A 5,125-nucleotide genomic window follows, 5' to 3' on the forward strand; every position below is an offset into this window, starting at 1 on the left:
TATTTCTTTCTCTTTAATTTATTCTGCAAATGTTTTTTCTAATACTGATAGCCCATTACCAACAGATAATCCTTCACAATTAGGAAATGGTTCTATGGTAGAATCAAATATAGGTATTCCCTCAACATCAACAACTCATCTACCACAACCACCATTAATGGGTAATCGCGCACCAGTAATTAGCCCAAGCCCATTACCAACAGATAACCCTTCACAATTAGGAAATGGTTCTATGGTAGAATCAAGTGTAGATATTCCCCCAACATCAACCACTCATCTGCCACAACCACCATTAATGCCTCATCTACCGCAACCACCATTAATGCGTGATCGCGCACCAACAATAGGTAATACATCAGGATATATGTCACGATTTCCGTATACATTTATCAATCCAATTACCCGTTATGAAATGCCATATATAGGACAAAAATCTATAAATAATATTCATAAAGATGATTATATAACAACAAAAGCATACTTTGACATGTCTGATTCTTCTATGGGTTATTATAATTACATTATAGGTCAATACATTGAATCCTATCTTAATATTTCTAATCCTTCTACACCATCTGAAAATATTGTAGTCAGACTTGCTCAACCTTTTTTTGACCATATGCGTAAATCATTGTCTGAAGCAATACATGTTGATTCTAATGAAGTAGGAAGTATGTTACGTGATATCGATAAAAATAAAAAGGATATCGCTCGTGCTCTGTTTTCTTATTTAGAAAATGTAAAAAATGACCTTGAAAGAACAATGAATAATGGAGATACTAGTGAGCCAGAACTAGCAAAGATAGCATTATTAGATAAGATAAAAAAATTTAAAAATATTGTTGACGAAAATATAAAAAATGGTACCTCTTTTATTATTGTTGAAAATCAAGAAACAGCAGAACCATTAACTGAAATCGAAAAGATTATTGGGCGATTATCGCAACCAGCAACACAAGGTGAGGTTGCTAATGCATATATTTCATTATCAAGAGTAATAGAAGACGAAGTTAGAATGATAGCGAATCAACAAAAAATAACTGCTAACACATTAACTTCACAGGATAATAAAATTACTAAAGTAGAAAGTGATGTGAAAAAAAATGAAGGTAATATAGCTGTTAATAGAGAAGGTATTACTAAAGTAGAAAGTGATGTAGAAAAAAATAAAGAGGATATACAAACAAATAGAGAAAATATTAATCAAGTTAAACAAACTGCTGACAAAAACAAAATATACGTAGATAAATACCTAGCTAATAATTTCGATGTTAATGAGCAATCTAAAAGTTTAGTAGGTCATCTTGGCTCTTTATATGCAGGAAATAAGTCAAACACAGATAATATTAATGCCATTAAAAATGATCTTAGCCATTTTAAAAATGAAACCAATAATCGTTTCTATAAAGTTGAAAAGCGCGCTAATCAAGGGATTGCTTCTGTTGCAGCGATGAGTAATTTACCTTTTAATGATGCAGCAACCTTTAGCACCGCAATGGGTATCGGTAATTATCGTAATGCCACAGCATTTGCATGGGGAATGCAATACCGTATCAACGAAAATGTTAAAGTTAAAGCCTCAACCGCTTGGAATGACGCTAACAATTGGGTCTCTGCGGGGGGGATCGGTATTAGTTGGTAATATAAATTTATAAATATAGCGGTAAAGATAAGGAAAGCTAAGTAAAACTCAGTTTTCCTTGTTTTATTCAATACAAAATCCGTTATGCTACAACCTTGTGGTTTATCCCATGAGGAGCGTATCAAATGAAGGATATAATACAGAAAATCAAGAAATGGATCGGTATACAGAAAACATCTTATTACCCCTATCCTGCTATTGATATTTCACTCCCTAATCATGTCTCTTTACATCTTGTTGGTAGTATCCATATGGGCGTGCCAACGATGTCACCATTATCCAATGTACTGATTAATAAAATAGCAACAGCGGATGCGGTTATTGTCGAAGCGGATATTTCAACCGAAACTCAGCCCTTTGATCAACTATCGTTATTGCGAGAGCCATTAGAACAACGAGTAAATGAAACACAACTTGCCACTATCATCAGCCATTGTGATCTTCTTTCTATTCCACGTTACCAAATTGATGATAAACCACTGTGGCAAATCGCGCTGATATTACAATCAACCCAAGCGATGCAACTTGGATTACAACCACAGCACGGCATTGATTATCAAGTTATCCAACAAGCCAATAAACAACAAAAAGCGATTATAGAGCTAGAAGGTATTGAGCGTCAGGTCGCATTATTATTAGATTTTCCACAAGATGGCGCACAATTACTCGAAGATACGCTAAAAAATTGGCATGAAAATGCACGGGCATTGCAAATTATGATCAATTGGTGGTTAAATTATACCAGTGAAAAGCACCCTTCTCCTTTGCCAAATACTTTTAGCAAAGCGGTATTTGATATTTTAATGGAAAAGCGCAATCAAGTCTGGGCAACAACGCTTTCTAATCTTCCAGCAGGCCACTATGTTGTCACCGTCGGTGCTCTTCACTTATTTGGTGAAGATAATTTAGTTGATCGATTAACTTATCAAGCATAACAAGATCACGTTCACCATTGCTCTCACCTTATGAGTAGGAATAATTATGACTCCCGCAGTGAATTTACTGGAAAAACAAAAAATTAAATTTACTCTTCACCCTTATGAACATGATGCGAATGTACATAACTTTGGTGATGAAGCCGTTGAAAAGTTAGGGCTAGATAACCGTCAAGTGTTTAAAACGCTTCTCGTTGCGTTAAATGGTGATGCTAAAAACCTAGCCGTTGCGGTCACCCCAGTATCAAGTCAACTTGACTTAAAACGAGTCGCCAAATGCCTTAAAGCTAAAAAAGCAGAAATGGCCGATCCACAAATAGCACAAAAAGTAACAGGTTATTTAGTCGGCGGTATAAGCCCATTAGGACAAAAAAAGCGCCTTCCCACGGTGATTGATGATCAAGCACTTAAGTTTGACACTATCTATGTCTCAGGAGGTAAGCGAGGGCTGGATATTGAACTAACGGCTGAAGATTTATGTTCAGTATTAGGTGCACAATTTGCCCTGATCCGTAAAGAGGATTAAGAGTAACTGATTGCTTATTTTAGGCTTTTATATCAACCAAGCTGCCAATAAGAAATAAAATAACAAAAGGCGACATCCTCTGCCGCCTTTTGGGAATTATCTATTGTATATTTTCAATAAATACTATTTTTTATACACAATCTCGCCTTGCGGTTCAAAATCAGCCGCTTTTAGTGGTGAGTGTTTTTCGATATAACCTTTTAACACTTCTGCATCAACAAAACCGGTATTGACATATCCTGGGTGTGAATCAATCTTAGGATAACCATCACCACCAATACCGTTAAAGTTTAATGTCGCCATACGATAATTTTTAGTTTTATCTAATGGTTTGCCCGCAATTTTTACATCACTCACTTTACAATCTGCATCTACGGTTAAACTTACATTGTAAAATTGTGCATAAGCGCCTGAGTCTACTTTCATGCAAGCAACTGCGGATAGGTAAGGTTCAACTTCTTCACCTTTGAAATCAACATAGACGAGTTCGTTAGCAAAGGGTTGTACTTTTAATACATCTTTATAAGTAATATCGCCAGATTCAATCGAATCACGTACACCACCACCACTCATAATGGCAAAATCAGCATTTGCACGCTCCGCCTGAGCAGATAACAGTAAACGCGCCATATTCGTTTGTTCAAAACGAACTTTGCTACGATCGCCTTCTAATTTACCAACAACTTCCCCCACTTTCACATTCAATTGCTCACCACCTTTCTCTTGATAAGGGGTCAGTAATTTCATCATTTCAGGGTTATGAGGGATCTCCTCTGTGTAGTAAACTCGCTCAGTGGTTCCGTCTTCTTTTTTCACTTTCTTATTTAAGTTAATTGGAATTAACTGATAGTGTTTTAATGTGAACTCACCATTACGGAACTCAAAATCAGCGCGACCTACATATTTACCCCATTCATGGGCTTGAACAATCCATGTGCCATTTTGATTATCTGGAGCGCAAGGCGTGCCGGGAACATAATCTGCTTGTTTGTAATTTTTATTCTCTTGAGACATACACACCGGATCTTGTGAGTGTCCACCAACAATCATATCTAAATAGCCTTTCGGCAAAGCACGCGCCATTTCAACATCACCCGGTGCATTAGAGCCATGATTACCATCGTCATAATGCCCCATATGGGTAGCAGCGATAATAATATCGGGTTTTTCTGTGGTACGTAATTCTTCAACGACTTTTTTCGCTTCATCTGCCGGTTTACGGAACTCAGTATCAGGGAAGTTAGCAGGATTACCAATACGCACAGTATCATCGGTAGTTAAACCTAATACCGCGATTTTCACTCCTTGTTTATCAAAAATAGTATAAGGTTTAAATAAACGTTCACCGGTACTTTTTTGATAAATATTCGCAGAAAGGAAAGGGAAAGTAGCCCATTTTTCTTGTTGGCGTAGCACTTCGAGTGGATTATCAAACTCATGATTACCCAGCGCCATAGCGTCATAACCGACAAGATTCATCCCTTTAAAATCAGGCTCTGCATCTTGTAAATCAGATTCAGGAACCCCCGTATTAATATCACCACCAGACAGAAGCAATACGCTACCGCCATTTTTAGCGACTTCATCGCGAATATTGTCAACGACGGTTTTTTGAGCAGCTAAACCGTACTCACCATGATCATTGTGCCAAAAGTGACCGTGGTGATCATTAGTATGTAGGATGGTAATTTGGTAAGTTTTATCTTTTTCCCATGCCTGAGACATCACAGGCGCCATTGCTAAAGTCACTGTCAGTGCGCATGCAGATAATTTAAACGATAAGCTCATGGTCTATCCCCATGTATATTATTTATTGAGAAGGCTCTGCCCTGTATTCACAGTAGAAAAAGCAGAAAGAAGTAAATAGTTTTACTGTGTTTTATGACGTAGGTTATATATTTTTATTATTATTTCATTGTTCCAATAGTTTTTTTGAGACATCAGTCAAACTCTATTTGCTTTGACATCCTCCACGCCCTAAAGGACGTGGATCCCTACTGCGTTCAGACTGATGTCTGAATC

4 protein-coding genes are annotated in these 5,125 nt (G+C 37.0%); 3 read left to right on the top strand and 1 reads right to left on the bottom strand.

Annotated features, from left to right (window positions below; all coding sequences use genetic code 11):
• Nucleotide 1 precedes the first annotated feature (1 nt).
• From AACU95_RS02185 to ybaK, 3 genes are all read left to right on the top strand, one after another.
• The gene (locus AACU95_RS02185) at nt 2-1,642 is read left to right on the top strand and encodes a YadA-like family protein (protein ID WP_337247532.1); all 1,641 of its coding nucleotides are present in this window, start codon (nt 2-4) and stop codon (nt 1,640-1,642) included.
• A 125-nt stretch (nt 1,643-1,767) separates the two neighbouring features.
• Nucleotides 1,768-2,577 (top strand): TraB/GumN family protein, encoded by an 810-nt coding sequence (locus AACU95_RS02190; RefSeq protein WP_004244270.1) that lies wholly within the window; start codon nt 1,768-1,770, stop codon nt 2,575-2,577.
• Between the two features lie 46 nt (nt 2,578-2,623).
• The gene (gene ybaK, locus AACU95_RS02195; RefSeq protein ID WP_004248647.1) at nt 2,624-3,103 is read left to right on the top strand and encodes a Cys-tRNA(Pro)/Cys-tRNA(Cys) deacylase YbaK; all 480 of its coding nucleotides are present in this window, start codon (nt 2,624-2,626) and stop codon (nt 3,101-3,103) included.
• Between the two features lie 123 nt (nt 3,104-3,226).
• Here ybaK and ushA read toward each other — a convergent pair whose 3' ends face one another.
• Nucleotides 3,227-4,891, bottom strand: a complete 1,665-nt coding sequence (gene ushA / locus AACU95_RS02200; protein ID WP_004244272.1) for a bifunctional UDP-sugar hydrolase/5'-nucleotidase UshA — start codon at nt 4,889-4,891, stop codon at nt 3,227-3,229.
• Nucleotides 4,892-5,125: the final 234 nt, after the last annotated feature.

It is taken from the genome of Proteus sp. G4415, assembly GCF_963896075.1.
GTDB classification, from domain to species: Bacteria; Pseudomonadota; Gammaproteobacteria; order Enterobacterales; family Enterobacteriaceae; genus Proteus; species Proteus mirabilis.